This is a genomic window from Anaerovorax sp. IOR16, from assembly GCF_017168145.1.
GTDB lineage: Bacteria > Bacillota > Clostridia > Peptostreptococcales > Anaerovoracaceae > IOR16.
Genome location: NZ_JADQTL010000009.1, coordinates 548,099 through 568,577 on the forward strand (window position 1 = coordinate 548,099; position 20,479 = coordinate 568,577).

Here is a 20,479-nt window from a genome sequence, read left to right on the forward strand (position 1 = left end):
TTATCTGAAACAAGGGATGTTCCAAGGCATGAAATACCCCAAATAATTAGAAGCAACTTTCGCTCCGCATTATCTCAACTTTGAAACACCGTCACCAGATAATCAGAGATAAGTTTAATGTTTTGAACTTCCCGTTTGTTTAAGCCACAAAGATGGGGATGTTCTTTGCGTTGGTTTTATTGTTATCTGTAGATGATGGCTAATATAAAGATAAGCTCCTAAAATGCTGCTGAAAACGAAAGGATGAGAATAGTATGAATCCAACAATCAAAAAACATAACCAAACGAAAATACAGAAAGATATTAAATGCCAGCAACTGATTGATGAAATGAAAGCTATCGAGAAATTCATATGTAGCTTTGGATTTTTGTCATTTGGGAGAGATTATATCTTATGTAAAAATTGGTCGTTTTCGCTTCAGGGTATTATTACATCAGTAGAGTTGACAGCTGGCAATATTATTACATGTTGTGAATACGGATGTATGGCTGATGCAAATTCCCTATTACGAAAATACCGTGATGATCTGTTTTTCTATCTCTATATAGTGGTTTTTGATTCAAATCAAAAACCAGAAATCACTTATAATGCTACAGAAATGGAAGATAATATATCTCAATGGATTCAAAATGGTCTGAATAGTCTCTACATACAAGATGTTCTAAAGGCAGTCGGGACATCGCCTCAGTTGAAAAAAGCGGTAACCGCATATAAATTACAAAAAAGTTTTAATGGCATAGGCGAACGATTGAACAATTTTGTCCATGGCAATGGATTTGCATATTACAATCGTAACATTAATGCATACAAAGCGGATGAACTCCAATATAACATGAAGATACTTGTCAATGATATGAAGTATATAACGGTAACATTTCTGATTTTGCTCATACTGTGTTCACCGCTATCAGTCATGTCAACGGATTATATCGATTATCTAGATTGCGGAGATACTCCACCCGAGGATTCTCAATATTGGGTTGCTCCATTCGTGGAACATTTTATCTTAAATAATATCAATTTAATTGATGAGAACTGCTACAATTATCTTAAAGAGAATACAAGTATGCAATTTTAATAGATGGATTTCGCATTATGTTTATAAAATATAAGAATGAGACAGATTAATAAGACTTTGGAGAGAGGGGTTATATGGAGATTTTTTGCTTAAATGGATATGAAAATGAAAAGATTTCTCTTGAACTTAACGAAGTAATAGGATTCCCAGCTGCTACTAGTTATGAAGGTGGTTATGATATCATATGCACATTAACAATTGACGTTGGATGCTATCATGTCAGATGTGATAGATACTATTCTGCGACAGGTGCATTATACAAGTTCAATAGTAAGTTAAAAGAGTGTTATAAAAATCTAGTTGGGCAAGCAGAATATCGTTTGCTATTGGAAAATGATTTGATATTTAATGTCTCTATGACATCATCGGGACATGCATTAGTAACTGGTACTTTTCAGGAAAGGCCAGATAAACACAGTATTCTCAGCTTCGAAATGGACACAGACCAATCATGCTTTTTGTCCGTTATTGAATCTATAGATAATTTAATAAATACATATGGTGGTATGCTTGGAATCGAATAAATTATTTTTACCTTTGTAGTAACTAAGTGAATTACCCATTATGTTTATAACACGAATTTAATTTACTATTTATAACAAACAAAAGAGTATTGTTATAAGGAAGGTGATGTCTTATGGATATGATATTTTTTTTACTTTCTTTTGTGTTTTTTATCTGTTTAATTATTGGTCTTGTTAAACCTAAGCTTGTTATCAAGTGGGGTATGGAAGAAAATAAGTCAAGGAAGAATGTTCTTAAGTATTATGGTATAGGAACAATCATATTCTTTATCTTATTTACAGTGAATATAGATGCCGTTGACATTGAAAAAGATAACTCTAATATATCTGAGCCTACAATTGAACAGTCGATGACAGTAGATGAAAAAGCAGCAGCAAATTTAGATGCAAAGATAGTAGCTCTAGGAGATATAGAATCAATTACATTAGATAAGCTAGTTGATGTACAAGCATTAAGAGATAGTTACGAAGAGTTAACAATAGATCAAAAGGTACTTGTAACAAAGCTTTCTCTTCTAACAGAAGTAGAAAAAAAGATTGTGATTCTTCAAAACGAAGAAAATGAAAATCAAAATACAATTAAAGCTCAAGCAGCGTTAGAGGCAAAAGCAGCAAGGGAGGTTCAAACGGTTGAAGTGCAACCGGAAACAGAAACTCAGACTAAAGAAATAGTTGTAGATCAAAGCCAAAATAACGAATACACGGTGTACATAACTAGAACTGGAAGTAAATATCATAAAGATGGATGCAGGTATTTAAGACAAAGTCAGATAGAAATATCGAAATCTGATGCAATAAACCAAGGATATATGTAGATTATCAAAATAAATGACAAAGAGAGAGACCAGACGAGACGGTGAGGAAATAGGTGGGAAACCTCGAGATGACAAGGGATACACCACGATAGACAGGGAAAGAAAATCATGGACAGGTTTCTCAAGATAATTGACAAAGTGCATCAAAAGACAGTGATAAGGTTGTGATATCCGAAATACTGGTAACGGTGACACGTTGGAATGCTATTAAAGCGACACATTGTTGATATATTGGGTGTTACAGGCGACACAAGACCCAGAATCATCACCCTCAGTATCTTTTTAAATATCATATGAAAAGATTTTTAATAGCGAAAAATAATAAAGTTTTAAAAGCAATAGCGAAAAAACAGATAGAACCATTGAAATACAAGGCTTTTGAGCCAATGAAAAGAGTAAGCACATATTTTCTCAATAGCGAAATAGCGAAATGAACAATAATTTAATATTTTAGAAAATATATGCAATAACCTTTAATGCATCCTGAAAATATTATATAATAATAGAGTAATAAAATATACAAGGGGGATAATTATGAGTATTAAAAAAATCTTTGCTCTATGTTTGATTATTTTATCAACAGTCTCACTATTCGGCTGCGGTGAGTCGGAACCGACATATATTGATTTGAATGCCAAGGTTTCTGCTGATGCCAAGTACATATATATCGAAAATGAAGACGACTTTATATGGGACAATGCCGAAATTACTATCAATGAAGACTATAAGTATAAAGTAGACTTTTTAGCCAAAGGAAAGTCGAGTTTGGAATTGGTTGAATTTATGAAAGAAGATGGAGAGCGACTTGATTCGTCTAAAGTTAAGGTTAAAAAAATAATGATTTTCGTTCCAAAGACCGAAGAAAGAAAAGAGGGTTATTGGATAGGCGAATTTAATTAAAGACAAAGCTACTGCAAGCAATGAAGCAGTAGCTTTTTTATTTTATAAATGATGTAAAATCGTATCAAAATACGACAAAAAATTAAGCGTGCTTCTTTTCTCTAGTTGCAGCCTCTTCTCCATTCTGATAAGTAGATGACATTCCCCTTTTAACTTCCATTGACTCGTCAATGAATCTTTCAAGATACCCTTCCAATTTTCCTTTTTGCTTATCGTTTAACATTCTGTAAGTTTTGATTAATTGAATTTCATCATCAGTAATACTGCCAAGCTCTTCGTTAATTCTGGAATCAGTATTACTGAAATCAGTATCAATCATCATATCCCCTTCACCTTCTAATAACCACTTTTGAGAAACACCATAAACCTTCTCTATATTTGACAAAGCTTTAGTAGATGGCTTATATCTACCTTTAGTCCAATCTGTTACATTGCCTGGTGAATACTCAATCGAACGGGCAAAATCCTTTTTAGTTATCTGTAAGAAGTCAATAAGCTCCTCTAATCTTTTTCCTATATCACTCATAAATACTTACCTCCGAAATAAAATTACTGATTTAAGTAAAAAAGGTCTTTACAAATACTGAAATCAGTATTATAATGTTGTTAACGATAAGAAATCACATCATAATTTTATCACAACTCTTCAAAATTAAATAGCGAGATTTACCAAAATTTATAATTTATCATTTCTCGCACCTGTTGAAATTTCTTGTCTCGGTGCTTGTTAAATCTCGAATGGGTGTTCCTGTCCTTATGACACCGAAACAAAACGATTACTCAGAGCCAGCCCAGTTGGGAAACGGTAGACAGTAGGAGCCTGTATCAAAATTGGTGAGAGTGGCAGCAGGATTAAAGGAGCTGAACAAATTGAAAAAGTTAAAACCAGAGGAAAGAATTAGCAATTTAGAAAAGAAAGTTGCTGAACTTGAAAAGCAACTTCAAGAACAGCAACAAAGCTATGAGATGATGAAAACTACTTGGAAGAAGTTTTATGATGAACTATCTCTTTACAATCAGAGCTAAGAACCTCGCTGTGATATTTAGCGATAGCGATAGAGGTTACTTGAGCTGAAATTTTAACGAAAGTTTCAAGCATTGGCATTTCCTTTTCATTAAAAGGGTGCACAGTATTTTTGAAAGTTTCAATTAACTCTTTTTCAAAAGCTTTAACATCAAATGACATTGTCTCACTTCCTTTCTGTTAGATTATGAAATCTGGACAATTTCATTTTACAACAATAGGAAGAGTGGCACAACAAAGGAGGTTGATAACTTGAAACATGGAAAAAAACCAACCAGAAGACAAAAGGAATTGATTCAAGATAAAAAACTGAATCCGAATAACTGGCTTGTGGTTAAGGACTCACAGGAGGTATTTGAAATAGTTCACAAACTATCAGGAAAGCTGAGAAGCTATTCTAAACACTAGAAAGGGGCTGTTACAATGCAAGGCAAAAATAAACCACTACCACTTAATGGTATCAAAATCAAGAAAAGACTTGTTGAATTAAACATGACTCAAAGGGAACTGGCTAATAGAGTTGGAATGAATGAGAACTATTTGACAGATGTTCTAAAGGGAAGACGTTCAGGAAAGAAATACATGGATGAAATTATGGAAGTCCTTGGTCTTGATGAAAAACACTACAGACCAATGAGGGAGGTGATATAGATGGATATGACCGTTAAACATGTAAACCTCGAAATACTTGACGAGTTTTATGACGAGGCAAAGCAGAGCCTTGGAACTTCTAAGAGCTTAAGTCTTGAGAATAACAAAAGGTTTTTAGAAATGAGAATAAAGTATCTTGATGGATACTTGGATGAATTAGAGCAACAACAGAAGCATCTTGAAGAAGAACTCATAAATGGCATACAGCAGCTTATTGCTGATAAAGGAGCAGAAATATTATCTATTAAGCAGATTATCAAATTGGCAGCAAAGGAATGCGGAGTTTGTGAAGCTAGTCTGGACACACTTAACGAACAACTTGAAAATGGGGAATTAAAGAATGCTTAAACAAAGAAAAGAGAATATTTTAAGGGCTACACAACAAAGAAAAAAAGAGTGCTTCACTTGCCAGAGACTCACTCTAAATTCTTAAAACCTTTAAAATATACTCTTTCCCCCAGTATACCAAAAATCAAATAAAAAATAAAGGGGGATAATATGGTAACTTGGTTGACTACAGCGGATGTTGCTGAATTATACGGAGTAACAGAAAGAACAATTCAAAGACGAATTACAAAAGGTACTTTTGACGGAAAAGTTAAGGAAACCATAGGAGCGAAGAACAAAAAGGCATACATGATAGACCTCTCCTCTCTCTCTTTAGACAAACAAAAGCAATATCTTCTTTCTAAAGGCGAAGAGCGAGCGGAACTTATAGAGGATGAAGTCCAAAAGGATGAAGGCAATCTTGAAGAAGAGTACACTCTGGGGGAATTAAGAGAAATACATGGAGAAGCCTTCGAGGAAAAACTTGAAGAAGCTTTAAAGAAAAAGGAAGCGGTACTCAAATTCATATCTTTAGGACATGGAGAGAAAACGTCAGGAGTAAAAGCTATCTGCAAAGAATATGGCTTCAGCCAAAGAGCTCTTTACAGATACAGAAAAACTTATGATGAATATGGCTTTGTAGGACTTATCAAAAAGCCTAGAAAGGACAAAGGCGAATCAAGGCTTCCTGATGAAGCGATTCGATTTATAAGGGGTTGTTACCTACAGCCAATGAGACCGAAGATAACTCATGTTGTGAAGATGTACAGGAAGAAAGCTGAAAAGATGGGATGGGCTCAAGTTTCTAAGGATACGATTTACAGGGAAATTGAGAAGATTCCAGAGCCTGAGAAGTGCTTAGCCTTCGAGGGTGAAAGAGCTTACAATGCTAAATACATGCCATGCATCACAAGGACTTATGATGACTTAATGGTTAACGAGTATTGGGTTGATGATGGTCATACCCTCGCTATCTGGACACCAGAGGATGGCAAGATTAAAAGATACACTATGTCGGCATGGATGGACATGAGAACCAGAGCAATGGTCGGCTGGTGCATTGCTAGAAACAGTAATTCTCAGGTAATAGCGGCAGCATTAAGAAGCAGTATCATAAGATATGGATTGCCTGGTACTTGCTACATGGATAATGGTAAGGACTACAAAAGCGGATACCTTAATGCGGACACCAAAGAGGAATTCTTCAGAGGCTACGAAGGGATATTCAAAGCACTTGATATCAAGACCAGCTTTGCGATTCCTTTCAATGCGAAGGCAAAACCGATTGAGAGATTCTTTGAAACCTTCAGCTCGGAGCTTAGCAGATACTTAGTCGGCTTCTGTGGTGAAAGTATTGAGGAAAGACCACACAACATCAGCAAGAAGGAAATCTTGATTCAAGGACTTAGCATTCTAGATGTATCAAAATTCATAGAAGGCTACATGGAATCTTACAACAATTCCCCTCACTCTTCCCTTGGAGGAAAGACACCAATGGAAGTAATGAAGGAAGTTGACTTGATAAGACATGACATGCCTACTGAAGAAGAACTGGACATGTTGATGCTAAGAGCAGAGGTCAAAACCATTTCTTCATCAGGTATCAAGAAGTTTGGTATTTACTACTGGGACGACAAGCTTATCCCTCACTTTGGAAAAAGCTGTGTAGTTAGATATGACCCTAACAATATCGGTGAACTTTATGTTTATGTAGATGGAAAGCTTACTTGTAAGGCAGAAAATAAAGAGCTAATGTCCATGAATGCAACTGAGGAAGATATGAAACGTTGGGGCAAACTCAAAGCTGAAGCTAAGAGAGCAACCAAAGAAGCGATTAAGGCTTATGAGGTACGTCAGGACGAAGTTAGAAGATACATGCTTGAAGATTATGTGGACGAGGAAACCCTTAACAACATGCTGACACCTAGAAACAAAGAGGTAGTCAATAAGGCTAAGGTTGTAAGGATGAATAAGCATACAGCCAAAGGCAAAGAGAAGAAAGAGTTTGATACTGAAATAGAAAACAATAAGGGGTTTGAGTTCTTTGAGAAACTTGGCGAAGAATTCTTACAAGCTAAATAGGAGGTTAAATGATGGAACAATTAAGAATTGATGAACTTAAAACTTTTATTATTTCACTTATAGATAGCGGAGTTACACAAACGGAAATAGGCAAAAGACTTGGTTACAGCAGGTCTCAAGTAAGTAAATTTATTGACGGTGGCAAGGTATCGGATGAATTCTTGGCAGCAGTTGAAAAGCTTAAGGAAGAGCATCCAGAACACAAAGAAGTAACGGAAGCTAAAAAGTCTGTTGAGGACTTGGATTTTATACTGACAAAGGATGCAAAGAACATCTTAGGAGTGTGCAAAGCTACAGAGAGTATTAATGGATTCAGTGTTATTTTAGGCAATGCTGGAACAGGTAAGACCGAAACGGTTAAGCAGTTTGTAAAGAGTTCAAGCAATGTAGTGTATATCAGATGCAACTGCCTTATGGCAACAAGAGACATCCTTAAGGCAATCGGCAGAGCTTGTGGAACTGTTCTTCAAGCTAATTCCAAGAGTGAAATGTTCGAGGAGCTTATTGAGTACCTCATTCATAATCCAAAGATACTTATATTTGACGAGATAGACCAGATAATGCCTGTCAAGAACATAAACAAGATTGAGACCATCAGAAACCTTCACGATATCGTCAAGGAATATGGCAACTCATTAATCATGGTTGGGTCTCTTGCTGTAGAGCACCACTTTAAAAAAAGAAGCATGAACGAGAACTATGGACAGATAGATTCAAGAATTGACTATGTATATAAAACACAGGGCTTGAGTGAAGCTGAGCTTTTGAACATATTATCTGAATTTAACATTGCAGATTCAGCAAAGATGGAGATTGTAAACTTAATCCTAAGAACCACAAAGGGTGGCATCAGATGGCTTACTAAGGTCTTGAATAAGTGCCTTGATATTGCAGAGCTTGAAGGCGGAACAATCACCAAAGACATTGTGAAAAGTGCAACCACAATCATGATGCTTTAAGATGACAGAAATTCGCACAAAGAGTGGCAAATCGAAAAATGAAGGAGGCTAACCCTATGAAAAATAACTCAGAGTTTGGGCTTAGAGATATCGTTGCTGTAGCTGTAAACAGTCTTGATGCTGGAATTGAATCTAGGAAGGATACAATAGACCGTATTTGCAACTTTGTTGAAGAAACATATATCAGGAAACAAGCGATTGAAGCTCTACCAGTGGAAGCAATGTATAACCTAAACGAATCCTATGGCATCAGTGTTGATGTCATGGCTGGTTCGATTAAAGATATAAAAATTGAAAATTCATAAGGAGGTCATAACATGGCAAGGAAAAGAATTGAAAGTGTCCCAAAGCTTAAGTCTTGGGATGATGTAGACATGAACTTGATGGAGATACTTGAGAATGAGGTCGCTATTGAAAAGCTAGAAGGCGACATGAACATGAAAATAGCTGAAATCAAGGAAGAATACAAGGACAAGATTGAGCCTCATAAGCTTAAAATCAAAGTTCTTGAGAAGGAAATGCAGGAGTTTGCTGAAGAAAACAGACACGATATGGATGGCAAGAAAAACAGAATATTTACTCATGGGACTATTGGATTCAGGAAGAGCACAAAGTTAAGCATACCAAAGAAGCTGGTTGATGAAGCCATAAGAAAGCTTAAAATGATGAAGCTTACAAACTGCATCACTGTAAAAGAAACCATCAACAAGGACGAACTGAAGAAGCAGCCAATGGAAACATTAATCAAGGTCGGTGCATCCCTTAAGACGGATGATGTCTTTGGTTATGAGACCAACAAGGAAAGTATTCCAGATTAAGGGGTGATGACTGAATGGCAGCTAAAAAAGGCAAACCTCAGATAAAAACTATCTGGGGTCTTGCTTCAGAATTAGGCTTTGATAAGGAAATGCTATACACCATATTGGAGCGAGAAACAGGAAAAGACAGTATGAGAGCTTGCACAGGAACGGAACTCAATAGAGTAATATTTGCACTAGGGAAAATGAAAGACAGTTACAACGACAGCAGAAATGGAATGGCGAGCAAAGAGCAAATTTGGAAGATTAGGCAACTGGAAGAAGCTCTTGGGTGGAAGGATAACCCTGCTCGCCTTAATGGTTTCATGAAAAAGTATTATCAGACTGAAAGAGTTGAATGGCTCAAAGGCTGGCAAGCCCACAAGCTCATTGAAAGCCTCAAGAAAATGCTTCAAAAGCAGTCGGAGGTGATGTGATGGCAAAGAAAAAGTATAAGAAAATGACCCAGAAGGAAAAGAAGCTCCAAGCTGAAATACGAGCGGAGCTTCGAGAAAAAGGAATCATTCCTCCAGTAAAGCAAAGGCTCAACCGCAATAAATTTGCTGAGGAAGTTATTGAGGAATGGAACAATCATGGAGATATTTTCTATTTGCCAAGGGCATTAGGCTACATCATTCCAAGTACCGAATTTAAAACTAAGATAACACCTGAACAAATTGGAGCTTTAAAGGTCATGAAGCTTGCAATGGAATATAAGAAATTTGAAGAAGAACTCAGAGCTCGTGGGGAAACTTCTTACAATGCTGTGGAGTTTTATGAGAAGGTAGTAAAACCGATCATTAATCTATAAGGAGGACTGATTATGGCTGTACTGAAATTTAAGATTGAGCTTACAGCAGAAACAAAGGATATTCAAAAGGCTCTAAAAAACAGAGGTATTACTGTCAATAGAGCCAATACTAATAGATTTATCAAGATGATACAAAGTGGATGTTTTTCCATAAAGCCAGAGCTTTATGAGGACTTTCCAAAAGACAGGGACACCTTATTGATGCATGGGTTTACTTTTCAGAAAAACAAGGGGGAATGAAATTGGATAAAAAGAAAAATGTAAGTCCATTTGAAATCTTTGAAAATATAAGCAATGTTATTAAGAATAGGCTCATATCTGAAGCAATTGCCATGAATCAGAATACAGGCTTCATGGAAAAAGAAGAGTTCGAAGAGAAAATAAAGCAATTAGACAACTGGCAGATTGCAGAAATTTCAAAGGATATAGCTTTATGGAATGCAGTCAAAGAAACGAATATCAACCTCAGAAGAATGCGAGCTGAGGAAGAACAAAAAAATATAAGTGATGAAATTATTGAAAGCTTAAAAAAGAAAATGAAGGGGGTTCATTAACAATGTTTGAAGTTGAAAAGAAAATAATCGTTGACTTGATTCCAAGTACCAACGGAAATAGACCAGGCTACAAGATGGAACCAGAATACATAACGGTTCACGACACAGGAAACACCAGTAAAGGTGCTAATGCATATATGCACAGCAGATATATAAAGAATCCGACAACAGGAGCGAGCTGGCACTTTACCGTTGATGATGAAAAGATATACCAGCACCTACCAACCAATGAGAATGGATGGCATGCTGGGGATGGAAGAAACGGAACAGGAAACAGAAAAAGTATAGGTATTGAAATTTGCATGAACTCAGATATCGACAGAGCTAAAGCTGAGAATTTAGCAGCTCAGCTTATAACTTACCTCATGTGGAAGTTTGATATCCCTGTTCAAAAGGTTGTTCAGCATAATCACTGGACTGGCAAGAATTGTCCAAGTGTGATTCGCTCAAGGAAAAACGGTTGGCAAAGCTTCATAAAACTTATTCAGGAATCAAATACCACACTGACATCCATCATGGGAAATATGGAAGCTAAACTGGCACAGATGGTCACATTCGCACTAAAGGGAAATAAGTCCCCTGCTCTTCCTTACTGCTCCACTGAGGAACTTGCACAAATATTCATTGAAGAAGCTGAGATTGAAGGAGTTAGAGCTGATGTGGCATGGGCTCAAACCTTAAAAGAAACTGGATATTTCAAATATGGCGGAATAGTAGTTCCAGAGCAAAACAACTATTCAGGAATTGGAGCCTTAAACGGAAATGGAAAAGGACAGGCAGCAAGATTTGACAGTCCACGACTTGGAGTAAGAGCACAAATTCAACACCTTAAAGCTTATGCATCTACAGAGCCATTAAAACATGAATGTATTGACCCAAGATTTTCACTTGTAAAAAGAGGCAGTGCTAAATATGTTGAATGGCTTGGTTATAAAAATAATCCCAATGGAGCTGGTTGGGCTTACCCTGGGGATGGCTACGGATACGATATTGTAAAGCTTGTAAATCTCATTGTTAAGGAGCCTGTAAATGAAGCACACTGGGGAGATAAATACATTCAGAAAATGAAAGAACTTGGATTAATCTCAGGAGAACACAAGGCACTTGATGAACTCACTTGGGCGGAGTTTGGAGCAGTTACCGTAAAGCTCCTTGATATGTTGGCAAAGCAATAATCAAGATATGTATTACTTGATTTCTAAATCCGAATAATGTACAGTTAAGGTGGTGATTCGCATTTGGATGAAAAATGGATGGGCGAACTTACAGTTGAAATGTTACCAGAAGTATATAAGGAATTAGCAAGGGTTGTAGGTGTTAATGGGCTTTTATCTCTCACGAAAGAATTTGGTGGAATCAGGCTGTATATTCCGAAAAGAGACAAACTAATTCGTACCATCAGAGATAGTAATATTAGAAACGAATATCCGAATATGACTTACAAAGAATTGGCGATAAGATATAACCTTTCGGAATCTCGAGTAAGGGAAATATTAAATGACAAAGAAGTGGATGGACAACTAAATATATTTGATATATCCCTTTAAATTCAACGGTGAATTGCTCAAATTAATATCTCATGGGCTATGAATTTAAAGTACTAGATAATATTGGTAATATACCAGTAGAGACAAACGTCTTTGCTGGTATTTTTTTATTTCAAAAAATTAAAAGGGGGATGCACAGATGCAAGAACTTCAAAGCACGCTAAACGAAACATTGATAAGCATAGGGATAGCATGCATTACACTTGCTGGAGCTTATGCGACCTTCTATCTTAGAAGGCTGACTGAAAAGCTGAAGCTTGAAACTGAAAAGATTCAAGATGACAGACAAAAGGAGCTTGTCATTGAAGCACTTTACAGGCTTGATGATGTGGCAAGTAAAACAGTGTCAGCAATCGAACAAACAGCAGCAGACATCATCAGAAAAGATATTTCTATTTCAGATGGGGACAGAAAAGAAAAGCTTCAGGAATTAGGAATCAGAGCCTACGACCAGATTATTAAAACACTTGAGCCTGAATATGTGAAAGCTCTTAATGAAAGCCTTGGAGACTTTGAGGGCTATGTAAAGAGCACTATTGAGGACAAAGTTAGACTTATGAAAGAAGAAAAGCACAAGGCTTAAGATGGTGGGATGATGAATGTGGATGCGGTAATTTTAGGACTAATACCAGGAACGGTTGTAGGCATAATTGGTTTTTTCTTGGTGAAGACCCTTAAGGACATTGAAGGCAAAATAAACAGGAATGAAGTGGCTACTGGTAACAATGAGAAAAAGCTTGAAAGTGTAGAAGAAAAGCTCACAGAAAAGATTGATAATGTAGGCAAAGAACTCTCAGAGCATAAGGAACTTGTGCAAAGAGATTTTATAACTAAACAAGAACATGCTAGAACGTATGGAGAAATAAGTAAAAAATTAGACAAAATACAAGATTATTTGATGCAACTTGTGAAAGAGAGGAGATAAAAACATGAATAAATCAATACAAGCTGTATCGGCAGCGGATTTTAAAAGAACTAATGGCATTATCATGCGAACTGTAGCCAATGTGTTTAGTACAAGGTTCTTTGAAATCTATGAGCTTGAAGCAGCACTTAAGGCAAGGAATATTGATGATGTAGAGATTAATGAAAGTCTCGATTATCTGGAAGGCAAAGGCTACATAGAAGTAAGACACATTGAAACTAAAAACACTGTAAGACTTTGCGACATGGACAGAGAGGATGTCGAGGTAAAGCTTTCTAGTGAAGGAAAACTTGTTGTCCTTTCCATAAAGCCAGATGATGGGATTGATATGTAAGGGATGATTACATGGGAAAAGAAAGGCAGAGAACGAGAATATCAAGCAAGATAGATAGGCTTCCTGAAGAAATCAAAAGCAAAATTGATGATATGCTCCTTGATACCAGTATCACCTATGAGGAGATATCAGAGTGGCTCTTCGAAGAATGTGGCGAAGAAATCAGCAAGAGCTCTGTTGGGAGATATGCACTAAGGACTAACAAGGCAACTCAAAGACTGCTTGAAATCCAACAACAAACTAATCAACTGGTTAAAGCCATCAGAGCCAATCCAGACGAAGATTATACTGGTGCAGCTACACATATGTTAATGGGTGGTTTAATAGAAAAAATGGCAAATGCTGAAGAGGAATTTAGCAACATGCCACTTGATAAAGTTGGAAGACTTGTTGTTGCAGTATCAAGAACCGAAGCATATAAAAGAAAAATCAAACATGATATGAAGAAAAAAGCCGAGCTTGCATTTGAAGAAATGGAAGAAGAGCTTATGAAGCTTATTAAGTCAGACCCAAGCCTTGCCACAGAACTTAAGGCGGTACTTGAAAAAGCAAAGACGAAGGTGACCAGCGATGATTAAATTAGATGATTATATAAGACAGCTTGAAAATACTGACGAAGACGTTGAAATAAAACAGGATAAAGAATACCAAAAGAATTTATTCGAGCAATATGTCACTAAAGGAAATGACCATAAAGAGCTTAGAGCGGAACTGCTAAAGGAGTACCGAAAAGGAGCTTCTCTCACAGGAGAAAAAGGACTAAGAAAAAGACTGGGAGCCATAGACCTTGCATACTTTGGAAGAGCCTACCTCCCCCACTACTTCATAAGAGAATCTCCTGAGTTTCATAATGAGCTGGATGAAATATGGTCTAAAGGTGTTTTAAAGGGCATGAATCCCTTTGTATCTTCTAAAAAGATATCAAGGGAAAAAGGATGCAGACGTGGGATAGCTGCTCCTCGTGGACATGCGAAGTCAACAAACTTCACATTCAAAGACACGCTTCATGCCATAGTTTACGAATACAAGCACTACCCTATTATATTATCTGATAGCTCCGATCAAGCGGAAGGGTTCCTTGCAGATATCAAAACAGAGCTTGAAGATAACAAGGCTATCCATGAGGACTTTGGAAACTTAAAAGGTAAAAAAGTATGGAAAACAGGAGTTATCCTCACATCAACAGATATCAAAGTCGAAGCTATCGGCTCAGGGAAAAAGATAAGAGGTAGAAGGCACAGAAACTGGAGACCTGACCTTATCGTCCTTGATGATGTTGAGAATGACGAAAATGTAAACACTCCAGAGCAAAGAAAGAAGCTGGAAAACTGGTTTTATAAAGCGGTGTCCAAGGCTGGGGATACATACACAGATATTGTCTATATAGGAACAATACTTCACTCAGATTCTTTACTTTCAAAGGTTTTAAGAAATCCTGAATATCACTGTGTAAAATACCGAGGGGTCATCAGCTTCGCTGAGAACCAAAACCTTTGGGATGTATGGGAAACCATATACACTGACCTTGAAAATCCAGCAAGACAGGAAGATGCCAAGGAGTTCTTTGACGCAAACAAGGAAGAAATGCTTGAGGGTACTAGCGTTTTATGGGAGGCAAAGCTTTCATATTACGACTTGATGATAGTAAGAATCTCTGAAGGTGAAGCATCCTTTAACAGTGAGATTCAGAATGACCCTATTGACCCTGATTCATGTACCTTTAACGAAGAATGGTTCGATTTTTACGAGGATAGTGACGTTGACTTTTCACTTCCTGACTTTATATTCATTGGTGCAAATGACCCTTCTCTAGGGAAAAACAAGAAAAGTGATACCTCTGCCATCATAGCTCTAGCAAAGAACCTCAAGACTGGATATATGTATGTGGTTGAGGCAAGCGTTGAAAAAAGGAAACCAGATGCAATCATTGAGGATTCAATTGAAATGCAGAAAAGACTCAAAAGAGATTTTAACAAAGGGTTCTTTAAGTTTGGAGTTGAGTCCATTCAGTTCCAGCACTTTTTCAAAGACATAATGGCTGAAAGAAGTCGTCAAGCTGGAGAAATGCTCCCTATTGAAGAAATCTACAATTTACAATCAAAGCACCTAAGAATCGAAAGTACACAGCCATTTGTCAAAAACAAATATGTTAAATTTAGCAAGAAACATAAGACTTTACTCAAGCAGATGCTTGAATACCCAATGGGCAAAAATGATGATGCTCCTGACACTTTTGAAATGGCTTTAAGAATAGCTCTACAGATAAAAGGCAGCACAAAGGTAGATTACAAGTCAGTTATCTCAAGAGCCTTAAGATTTAAAAAAGGAGCGTATTAAGGAGGTGAGGATTCTTGATAAAAAAAGCATTTAACTACATTCAAAGCAAATTCACAAAACCCATTATGGAAGAAGTTGCAGCAGTTCAGGTGCAAGACAAATACTCCACTTATCCATCAAATGGATTGACTCCTGCAAGACTGGCACAGATTTTCAGGGAGGCAGATTCAGGAGATGCACTCAGACAGATGGAGCTCTTTGAGGAAATGGAAGAGAAAGACCCTCACCTATTCTCACAGCTTCAAACTCGTAAAAATGCAGTGACAGGGCTTGACTTTGAGGTAATCCCCTTCTCTGATGATGAATATGACAAAAGGATTGCTGATTTTGTAAAGGAAGAGATTGAGAGTATTGAATCTATAGAGGATGTATTCTTAGACCTCTTGGATGCAATAGGCAAAGGAATTGCCACGAGTGAAATTATATGGGGTACAGATGGCGGAAAGTATGTCATTGATGATATTAAGTGGAGACATCAAAAGAAGTTCTTCTGGGATGAAAATGACACATTGAAAGTCATGACTGAAGAGCAGCCAATGGGAATAGAACTTCCTAAAAACAAGTTCATTATCCATAGATACAAGGCACGCTCTGGACATCCTTCTCGTGCTGGTGTGCTTCGAGTGGTGGCTTGGATGTATTTGTTCAAGAACTATGATGTCAAGGACTGGGTTTCCTTCTGTGAAGTCTTTGGGATGCCTTTAAGACTTGGGAAGTATAATCCTTCAGCATCTGAGGAAGACAAGGAAGCTTTAATGAGGGCTCTTGTGATGCTTGGCACTGATGCTGCTGGAATCATACCAGATAATACAGAGATTGAATTCAAGGAGAGCTCAAAGACAACCTCAATCAATGTCTATGAATCCCTAGCGAGATTCTGTGACGAGCAAATGTCAAAGGCGATACTCGGTCAAACACTAACCTCAGACAGTGGCGGTGGCTCCTATGCACAAAGCAAGACCCACAATGAAGTAAGACATGACCTCACTGTGGCGGACTGTAAAGCTTTAGCTTCTACCATCAGGAGAGATTTAATAAGACCTCTTGTACTTTTCAACTTTGGAGAGGATAAAAGGATTCCTTATTTAAGATTTGACTGTGAAGAAGCTGGAGACTTGAAGGAAACAGCGGAGATATATGACACGCTGATAAATAAGATAGGTCTTAAGATAGCATCCGCTCACATTTATAAAAAGTTCAGTATACCAAAGCCAGAAGCTAATGAGGATGTGATTGTTCCTCCAAGTATGAGGAGTTCGCAAATGGAGCTTAAGAACCAATTAAAAGTATTGAAAGATGATACTGCAAAGGAACCTACAAAAGAGGAACTCGACAAGCTCTCTATCGACTATCAAAAGAAGATTGATAAGCTGATAGATTACTCAGTGAAGGAAAGCTCTCAAGTATTTATGAAGATATTTGAGCCAGTATTAAATCTTGTGAACTCTTCTAGCTCTTTGGAAGAAATCAAAGAAACACTTCAAAATGACAAAATGGTTCAAAAACTATATGAATCAATGGACTGTGAGGAGCTTGAGGAACTGCTTCATAAGGTGATGTTTTATTCAGATATGCTGGGAAGGATGAAGGAAAATGAAAGACCTGATTAAGCTATTAGGCAAGCCTCTAAAGTTTGAGGAAGCCATAGAATACTTTGGGGATAAGCTTCCTGTAACCTCAAAAGAGTTTTACAAAATATCTGAAGAATACAAAGCCTTAGCCTTTACTGTATCAGGCTATAGTCGAATACAAGTCCTTAATAAGTTTCACGAGGTGCTTTTAAAAGCCATAGAAGATGGAACCACTATGGAGCAGTTCAGAAAGGATATGAATGAGTTTCTTGAAACAAAAGGTTACACAGGGATTACAAGCTTTCAAGCTGATAATATCTTTAGAACCAATGTACAGACTGCCTATGCAGTAGGTCATCACAAGCAAATGACAGACCCAACGGTGATGAAGCTAAGACCCTACTGGCAGTATGATGCAGTCAATGACAATAAAACGAGGCTATCACACAGGGCTATGGATGGAAGAGTCTACAGAGCTGATGACCCTGTTTGGGATACTTGGTATCCTCCCAATGGTTATAGATGCAGATGTGGAGTCAGGACTCTATCAGAAAGGCAAGTAAAACAGCAAGGCTTGAAGGTAGAGAGTGAAATGCCAAGAGCAGGAGTTGTGAACGGAGTGTTTGTCAATATACTTCCTGACCACAACTTTAATACAAACCCTGCCAAGACTCCTTTTAAACCTGACTTAAAAGACTATCCAGAAAGCTTTAAAAAGGCATTTAACAAAAGACAAACCTCAAAACCAAAATAAAAGCCCTGTATTGAGTTTTTAGGCTTGGACAACCAAACATACCACTCAATAAAATAACATGCGTTATCACGCGTGATAACGGGGTTATTTAACGAGATAACTTTATAGAAAGGGGTGGAAAATCTATCCTATGAAAAATGGACTTAGAATCATAGCAAATTCTATTGAGGTAAAAGGTGTCCCAGAAACCATAAAGATTCTTCCTATGGGTCACGTTTCTTCACTAAAAGGCAACTTTGTTGTAGATGAAGAAAGCTTTAACCTCATGAAGAACACTTTCAAAAAGCGAGGTCTTGATATTGTAGTCGATTATGAACATCAGACCTTAGAGAATGTTCAGGCTCCTGCTGGTGGATGGATAAAGGATATCCAGATGGAAGATGGAGCTGTTGTGGCAAAGGTGGAATGGACACCAAAGGCACAGGAATACTTGAAGAATAAAGAATACAAGTACCTCTCCCCTGTTGTTTTAACAAGGAAATCAGATTCAAGGGCTGTTGTGCTTCATTCGGTGGCTCTTACCAACACACCAGCCATTGACAATATGTACCCTATCGTCAATAAGGATGCTTCAGAAGAAGTAGACCTTAAAGAATATGAAATTGAAGGAGGAAATGAAATGGAACTACTTAAAAAATTGGCTGCTCTTTTAGGACTTTCAGAGGATGCCACAGAAGAGCAAATAATGCAGGCACTTAAGGAACTTATCAATAAGAAGGATGAAAAGAAAGACGGTGAACCAAAGGAAGAGCTTGTGGCAAACAAGACCATCCTTGGACTTTTGGGACTTGATGAAAACTCAAAAACAGAGGATGTCACATCAACTATCATGGCTCTTAAGAATCCTACAGGCTTTGTTCCAGTAAGTGAATTCAACAAGCTTAAGGAAAGACTTGATAAGAAAGATGGTGACGAACTGGTTCTAAGAGCTATGAAGGCTGGCAAAATTTCAGCAGCACAAAAGGAATGGGCACAGGAGTACGCTCTAAAAGACCCTACAGGCTTTGAGAAGTTCGTTGAAAAAGCTCCTCAAGTCGTTCCTATGGGTGAGCTTAACCTTGGGGATGACAAGAAAAAGTCTACTGAAAATAGCGAAACCACTATGAAGGTGTGCAAGATGCTTGGTGTAGACAGTGAAGACCTTGAGAAATACGGAAAGGAAGTGAAATAGATGGCTCTTACTTCAGGAAGAAACACAGTAGAGATATCAGATGGCAAAACACTTATTCTGCCAGTAAAGGCAAATACCAAGATTTATGAAGGTGGAATCGTCATGATTGATGCTGGCTTTGCAGTTCAGGGAAAAACAGCAGCGGACTTGATAACAGCAGGAAGAGCTGAGGAGTTTGTTGACAATACTGGTGCTGGTGGTGTCAATGGTGCAAAGACTATCAAGATAAGACGTGGTGTCTTTAAGTACAACAACGATACTACAGACCCAGTGACAGAGGCTGACATCCTAAAAGAATGTTATGTACTGGATGACGAAACAGTGACTATGCTATCAACTGGAACATCAAAAGCAGGCAAAGTCCTTGGTTTAGATAATGACCAAGTGATTGTCGAGCTAATTTAAGAAGGGGGAATGTGAAATGTTAGTAAATCAACAGGCAGTACAAGGAATCACAACAGGCTTTAAAACAATTTTCAATAAAGTGTTTACAGAGACACCTACTCTTTGGGATAAGGTAGCCACAAAGGTTCCATCAGAAACAGGCGAAGAGAATTACAAGTGGCTTGGTAAGCTCCCAAGAATGAGGGAATGGATTGGCGATAGAGAGATTCAGAACTTAGCAGCTTCTGACTACACTATCAAAAATAAAGACTTTGAGCTTACTATTGGTGTTGATAGAAACGACATTGAGGATGATAAGCTTGGCATTTACAATCCTGTTATTCAGGATATTGCACAAAGTACAAAGGCTTTTCCAGATACATTGGTTTTTAAGCTCCTTAAGGATGGATTCACTTTGACGTGCTATGACGGAAAGCCATTTTTCTCAGATGCTCACAAGGTTGGTAAAAAGACTGTAAGCAACAAAGGAACAAAGAAACTGACTCATGAGAGCTATGGAGCTGCAAGAAGCTTCATGATGTCTCTTAAGGATGAAAATGGCGACAGCTTGAATATCATCCCTAATGTTTTGGCAGTTCCTCCAGCTCTTGAAACAAAAGCAAGAGAAATCCTTCTTGCTGACATGAAGGATGGCTCAACCAATATCTATAAAGGCACAGCAGAGCCTTTGGTTATCCCTGAGCTTGCTGGAGAAGATGAAGCATGGTACTTGCTTTGTACAGTAAAAGCCTTAAAGCCTATCATCTATCAAGAAAGAAAGAAGCCAAAGTTTGACTCGCTTACCAATGATAATAATGAAAATGTATTCATGAGAAAACAATTCCTTTATGGAGTACATTCAAGAGCAAACGCTGGTTATGGATTCTGGCAGATGGCTTATGGCTCTACTGGCGAAGAAGTGTAGGTGATTAG

29 protein-coding genes are annotated in these 20,479 nt (G+C 37.5%); 27 read left to right on the forward strand and 2 right to left on the reverse strand.

The genetic code is table 11. The annotated features are described in order from the left end of the window. Positions 1-254: 254 nt before the first annotated feature. The 4 genes from I2490_RS06155 (at position 255) to I2490_RS06170 (ending at position 3,318) form a co-directional block, all read left to right on the forward strand. Positions 255-1,079 carry a hypothetical protein gene (locus I2490_RS06155; protein ID WP_206458886.1) on the forward strand — a complete coding sequence of 275 codons (825 nt, stop codon included), beginning with the start codon at positions 255-257 and terminating at the stop codon, positions 1,077-1,079. Positions 1,080-1,153: 74 nt separating this feature from the next. Next, positions 1,154-1,603 carry a WapI family immunity protein gene (locus tag I2490_RS06160; protein ID WP_206458887.1) on the forward strand — a complete coding sequence of 150 codons (450 nt, stop codon included), beginning with the start codon at positions 1,154-1,156 and terminating at the stop codon, positions 1,601-1,603. Positions 1,604-1,716: 113 nt separating this feature from the next. Then, entirely contained in the window at positions 1,717-2,418 is a 702-nt protein-coding gene (locus I2490_RS06165; RefSeq protein WP_206458888.1) for a hypothetical protein, read from the forward strand. Positions 2,419-2,952: 534 nt separating this feature from the next. After that, positions 2,953-3,318, forward strand: a complete 366-nt coding sequence (locus I2490_RS06170) for a hypothetical protein (RefSeq protein ID WP_206458889.1) — start codon at positions 2,953-2,955, stop codon at positions 3,316-3,318. Positions 3,319-3,400: 82 nt separating this feature from the next. Here the strand turns inward: I2490_RS06170 and I2490_RS06175 are convergent, their stop codons facing one another. Both I2490_RS06175 and I2490_RS06180 read right to left on the reverse strand, forming a co-directional pair. Next, on the reverse strand, positions 3,401-3,844 hold the full coding sequence (locus I2490_RS06175) for a helix-turn-helix domain-containing protein (protein WP_206458890.1): 444 nt from the start codon (positions 3,842-3,844) through the stop codon (positions 3,401-3,403). A 450-nt stretch (positions 3,845-4,294) separates the two neighbouring features. Next, the gene (locus tag I2490_RS06180; protein WP_206458891.1) at positions 4,295-4,504 is read right to left on the reverse strand and encodes a hypothetical protein; all 210 of its coding nucleotides are present in this window, start codon (positions 4,502-4,504) and stop codon (positions 4,295-4,297) included. Positions 4,505-4,594: 90 nt separating this feature from the next. Between I2490_RS06180 and I2490_RS06185 the strand changes: the two genes are divergently transcribed. The 23 genes from I2490_RS06185 to I2490_RS06295 all read left to right on the forward strand — a co-directional run bounded on the left by I2490_RS06185 (position 4,595) and on the right by I2490_RS06295 (position 20,471). After that, entirely contained in the window at positions 4,595-4,750 is a 156-nt protein-coding gene (locus I2490_RS06185; RefSeq protein ID WP_206458892.1) for a DUF6906 family protein, read from the forward strand. A 15-nt stretch (positions 4,751-4,765) separates the two neighbouring features. Continuing rightward, a complete protein-coding gene (locus I2490_RS06190; RefSeq protein WP_206458893.1) occupies positions 4,766-4,993 on the forward strand; it encodes a helix-turn-helix domain-containing protein in 228 nt (75 codons plus the stop codon). Further along, positions 4,994-5,341 carry a hypothetical protein gene (locus I2490_RS06195; RefSeq protein WP_206458894.1) on the forward strand — a complete coding sequence of 116 codons (348 nt, stop codon included), beginning with the start codon at positions 4,994-4,996 and terminating at the stop codon, positions 5,339-5,341. 150 nt (positions 5,342-5,491) lie between these two features. After that, positions 5,492-7,402 carry a Mu transposase C-terminal domain-containing protein gene (locus I2490_RS06200; RefSeq protein ID WP_206458895.1) on the forward strand — a complete coding sequence of 637 codons (1,911 nt, stop codon included), beginning with the start codon at positions 5,492-5,494 and terminating at the stop codon, positions 7,400-7,402. 8 nt (positions 7,403-7,410) lie between these two features. After that, positions 7,411-8,361, forward strand: coding sequence for an AAA family ATPase (locus tag I2490_RS06205; protein WP_206458896.1), 951 nt, complete (start codon positions 7,411-7,413; stop codon positions 8,359-8,361). Between the two features lie 56 nt (positions 8,362-8,417). Further along, on the forward strand, positions 8,418-8,666 hold the full coding sequence (locus I2490_RS06210; protein ID WP_206458897.1) for a hypothetical protein: 249 nt from the start codon (positions 8,418-8,420) through the stop codon (positions 8,664-8,666). Positions 8,667-8,678: 12 nt separating this feature from the next. Then, complete coding sequence (locus I2490_RS06215) at positions 8,679-9,179, forward strand: host-nuclease inhibitor Gam family protein (protein ID WP_206458898.1); 501 nt, start codon at positions 8,679-8,681, stop codon at positions 9,177-9,179. Between the two features lie 14 nt (positions 9,180-9,193). Then, entirely contained in the window at positions 9,194-9,595 is a 402-nt protein-coding gene (locus I2490_RS06220) for a regulatory protein GemA (RefSeq protein WP_206458899.1), read from the forward strand. After that, complete coding sequence (locus I2490_RS06225; RefSeq protein ID WP_206458900.1) at positions 9,595-9,969, forward strand: addiction module toxin RelE; 375 nt, start codon at positions 9,595-9,597, stop codon at positions 9,967-9,969. Before I2490_RS06220 ends, I2490_RS06225 begins: the two co-directional genes overlap by 1 nt. A gap of 12 nt (positions 9,970-9,981) precedes the next feature. Further along, on the forward strand, positions 9,982-10,209 hold the full coding sequence (locus I2490_RS06230; RefSeq protein WP_206458901.1) for a hypothetical protein: 228 nt from the start codon (positions 9,982-9,984) through the stop codon (positions 10,207-10,209). A gap of 2 nt (positions 10,210-10,211) precedes the next feature. Next, complete coding sequence (locus I2490_RS06235; protein ID WP_206458902.1) at positions 10,212-10,523, forward strand: hypothetical protein; 312 nt, start codon at positions 10,212-10,214, stop codon at positions 10,521-10,523. A gap of 2 nt (positions 10,524-10,525) precedes the next feature. Further along, on the forward strand, positions 10,526-11,698 hold the full coding sequence (locus tag I2490_RS06240) for an N-acetylmuramoyl-L-alanine amidase (protein ID WP_245157099.1): 1,173 nt from the start codon (positions 10,526-10,528) through the stop codon (positions 11,696-11,698). Between the two features lie 63 nt (positions 11,699-11,761). After that, positions 11,762-12,070, forward strand: coding sequence for a Mor transcription activator family protein (locus tag I2490_RS06245; protein ID WP_206458903.1), 309 nt, complete (start codon positions 11,762-11,764; stop codon positions 12,068-12,070). A 139-nt stretch (positions 12,071-12,209) separates the two neighbouring features. Beyond that, positions 12,210-12,653: a guanylate kinase gene (locus I2490_RS06250; protein ID WP_206458904.1), complete on the forward strand. Its 444-nt coding sequence runs from the start codon at positions 12,210-12,212 to the stop codon at positions 12,651-12,653. A 9-nt stretch (positions 12,654-12,662) separates the two neighbouring features. Continuing rightward, complete coding sequence (locus I2490_RS06255; RefSeq protein WP_206458905.1) at positions 12,663-12,995, forward strand: hypothetical protein; 333 nt, start codon at positions 12,663-12,665, stop codon at positions 12,993-12,995. 4 nt (positions 12,996-12,999) lie between these two features. Next, the gene (locus tag I2490_RS06260) at positions 13,000-13,329 is read left to right on the forward strand and encodes a hypothetical protein (RefSeq protein WP_206458906.1); all 330 of its coding nucleotides are present in this window, start codon (positions 13,000-13,002) and stop codon (positions 13,327-13,329) included. 11 nt (positions 13,330-13,340) lie between these two features. Beyond that, positions 13,341-13,907, forward strand: coding sequence for a phage protein Gp27 family protein (locus I2490_RS06265; RefSeq protein ID WP_206458907.1), 567 nt, complete (start codon positions 13,341-13,343; stop codon positions 13,905-13,907). Beyond that, positions 13,900-15,666, forward strand: coding sequence for a phage terminase large subunit (gene terL / locus I2490_RS06270; RefSeq protein WP_206458908.1), 1,767 nt, complete (start codon positions 13,900-13,902; stop codon positions 15,664-15,666). Before I2490_RS06265 ends, terL begins: the two co-directional genes overlap by 8 nt. Positions 15,667-15,680: 14 nt before the next feature. Next, entirely contained in the window at positions 15,681-17,276 is a 1,596-nt protein-coding gene (locus tag I2490_RS06275; RefSeq protein ID WP_330634586.1) for a DUF935 domain-containing protein, read from the forward strand. After that, positions 17,260-17,991, forward strand: coding sequence for a phage head morphogenesis protein (locus I2490_RS06280; RefSeq protein ID WP_206458909.1), 732 nt, complete (start codon positions 17,260-17,262; stop codon positions 17,989-17,991). Before I2490_RS06275 ends, I2490_RS06280 begins: the two co-directional genes overlap by 17 nt. Before the next feature lie 130 nt (positions 17,992-18,121). Next, entirely contained in the window at positions 18,122-19,162 is a 1,041-nt protein-coding gene (locus I2490_RS06285) for a phage protease (protein ID WP_206458910.1), read from the forward strand. Further along, the gene (locus I2490_RS06290) at positions 19,163-19,567 is read left to right on the forward strand and encodes a hypothetical protein (RefSeq protein ID WP_206458911.1); all 405 of its coding nucleotides are present in this window, start codon (positions 19,163-19,165) and stop codon (positions 19,565-19,567) included. Positions 19,568-19,583: 16 nt separating this feature from the next. Beyond that, positions 19,584-20,471: a Mu-like prophage major head subunit gpT family protein gene (locus I2490_RS06295; RefSeq protein ID WP_206458912.1), complete on the forward strand. Its 888-nt coding sequence runs from the start codon at positions 19,584-19,586 to the stop codon at positions 20,469-20,471. Positions 20,472-20,479 lie beyond the last annotated feature (8 nt).

Excerpts from the sequence above, each read along its gene's own strand:
- I2490_RS06155 (WP_206458886.1), top strand. The coding sequence starts at position 255 with ATGAATCCAACAATCAAAAAACATAACCAAACGAAAATACAGAAAGAT.
- I2490_RS06160 (WP_206458887.1), top strand. The coding sequence starts at position 1,154 with ATGGAGATTTTTTGCTTAAATGGATATGAAAATGAAAAGATTTCTCTT.
- I2490_RS06165 (WP_206458888.1), top strand. The coding sequence starts at position 1,717 with ATGGATATGATATTTTTTTTACTTTCTTTTGTGTTTTTTATCTGTTTA.
- I2490_RS06170 (WP_206458889.1), top strand. The coding sequence starts at position 2,953 with ATGAGTATTAAAAAAATCTTTGCTCTATGTTTGATTATTTTATCAACA.
- I2490_RS06175 (WP_206458890.1), bottom strand. The coding sequence starts at position 3,844 with ATGAGTGATATAGGAAAAAGATTAGAGGAGCTTATTGACTTCTTACAG.
- I2490_RS06180 (WP_206458891.1), bottom strand. The coding sequence starts at position 4,504 with ATGTCATTTGATGTTAAAGCTTTTGAAAAAGAGTTAATTGAAACTTTC.
- I2490_RS06190 (WP_206458893.1), top strand. The coding sequence starts at position 4,766 with ATGCAAGGCAAAAATAAACCACTACCACTTAATGGTATCAAAATCAAG.
- I2490_RS06195 (WP_206458894.1), top strand. The coding sequence starts at position 4,994 with ATGGATATGACCGTTAAACATGTAAACCTCGAAATACTTGACGAGTTT.
- I2490_RS06200 (WP_206458895.1), top strand. The coding sequence starts at position 5,492 with ATGGTAACTTGGTTGACTACAGCGGATGTTGCTGAATTATACGGAGTA.
- I2490_RS06205 (WP_206458896.1), top strand. The coding sequence starts at position 7,411 with ATGATGGAACAATTAAGAATTGATGAACTTAAAACTTTTATTATTTCA.
- I2490_RS06210 (WP_206458897.1), top strand. The coding sequence starts at position 8,418 with ATGAAAAATAACTCAGAGTTTGGGCTTAGAGATATCGTTGCTGTAGCT.
- I2490_RS06215 (WP_206458898.1), top strand. The coding sequence starts at position 8,679 with ATGGCAAGGAAAAGAATTGAAAGTGTCCCAAAGCTTAAGTCTTGGGAT.
- I2490_RS06220 (WP_206458899.1), top strand. The coding sequence starts at position 9,194 with ATGGCAGCTAAAAAAGGCAAACCTCAGATAAAAACTATCTGGGGTCTT.
- I2490_RS06225 (WP_206458900.1), top strand. The coding sequence starts at position 9,595 with ATGGCAAAGAAAAAGTATAAGAAAATGACCCAGAAGGAAAAGAAGCTC.
- I2490_RS06230 (WP_206458901.1), top strand. The coding sequence starts at position 9,982 with ATGGCTGTACTGAAATTTAAGATTGAGCTTACAGCAGAAACAAAGGAT.
- I2490_RS06240 (WP_245157099.1), top strand. The coding sequence starts at position 10,526 with ATGTTTGAAGTTGAAAAGAAAATAATCGTTGACTTGATTCCAAGTACC.
- I2490_RS06250 (WP_206458904.1), top strand. The coding sequence starts at position 12,210 with ATGCAAGAACTTCAAAGCACGCTAAACGAAACATTGATAAGCATAGGG.
- I2490_RS06255 (WP_206458905.1), top strand. The coding sequence starts at position 12,663 with ATGATGAATGTGGATGCGGTAATTTTAGGACTAATACCAGGAACGGTT.
- I2490_RS06260 (WP_206458906.1), top strand. The coding sequence starts at position 13,000 with ATGAATAAATCAATACAAGCTGTATCGGCAGCGGATTTTAAAAGAACT.
- I2490_RS06265 (WP_206458907.1), top strand. The coding sequence starts at position 13,341 with ATGGGAAAAGAAAGGCAGAGAACGAGAATATCAAGCAAGATAGATAGG.
- terL (WP_206458908.1), top strand. The coding sequence starts at position 13,900 with ATGATTAAATTAGATGATTATATAAGACAGCTTGAAAATACTGACGAA.
- I2490_RS06280 (WP_206458909.1), top strand. The coding sequence starts at position 17,260 with ATGAAAGACCTGATTAAGCTATTAGGCAAGCCTCTAAAGTTTGAGGAA.
- I2490_RS06285 (WP_206458910.1), top strand. The coding sequence starts at position 18,122 with ATGAAAAATGGACTTAGAATCATAGCAAATTCTATTGAGGTAAAAGGT.
- I2490_RS06290 (WP_206458911.1), top strand. The coding sequence starts at position 19,163 with ATGGCTCTTACTTCAGGAAGAAACACAGTAGAGATATCAGATGGCAAA.
- I2490_RS06295 (WP_206458912.1), top strand. The coding sequence starts at position 19,584 with ATGTTAGTAAATCAACAGGCAGTACAAGGAATCACAACAGGCTTTAAA.